Origin of the sequence: Streptosporangium nondiastaticum, from assembly GCF_003011965.1 — a bacterium.
In the GTDB taxonomy this organism is placed as follows: domain Bacteria; phylum Actinomycetota; class Actinomycetes; order Streptomycetales; family Streptomycetaceae; genus Streptomyces; species Streptomyces nondiastaticus.
The window spans coordinates 1-520 of sequence record NZ_PXWG01000347.1 but is presented as its reverse complement, the minus strand read 5'-3'; the positions used below and the strand labels follow the sequence as shown (position 1 = coordinate 520).

Annotated in this window: 1 protein-coding gene; it reads right to left on the bottom strand. The window is 80.2% G+C overall.

Annotated features, from left to right (window positions below; translation table 11 throughout):
* Positions 1-147: 147 nt before the first annotated feature.
* On the bottom strand, positions 148-520 hold a 373-nt coding region (locus B7P34_RS36150; protein WP_223268628.1), incomplete at its 5' end, for a hypothetical protein.

The window sequence follows — 520 nt, the reverse complement described above, 5'->3', positions numbered from 1 at the left end:
GGGCGCGGCGGGCGATGAGGCCGTCGTCCCAGATGCCGGCGGAGGTGCGCGGGCGGCCGGCGGGGGCAGCGTCGGGCGGTGGAGGGACGGCCGGAGCGGCTCCCTCGGCGGGGCGGTCGGCGGATCGGTCGGTGGGGCGCACGGTGGTCACCTCTCCCTCTGCAGTACGGACAGCGCGGCGATGAGCTCGACCTGGTGGTCGGGGGTGACCTCCAGGGCCTCCAGCGGGGCGGTCCGGCGGTCGCGTTCGGCGTCGAGCACGCCGTCGAGGCATTCGGCGAGGAGGTGACCGCCGCGGTCGCGCAGGCGCAGGGCGCCCTGGGCGCCGAGCAGTTCGGCGAGGCTCTCCCCGGCGGCGCGGGCCTGTCCGCCGCCCAGCAGGGCGGCGGCGAGGAGGGCGGCCGCCCGGTCGGCGTCGAGGCCGGCCCCGCGCTCGGCGGCCCGCACCTCCTCCTCCGCGAGCTCTTCCAGGCAGCGCCGCCAGCGGCGCACGGCGACGCCGATCCGGCCGACGGCGCCG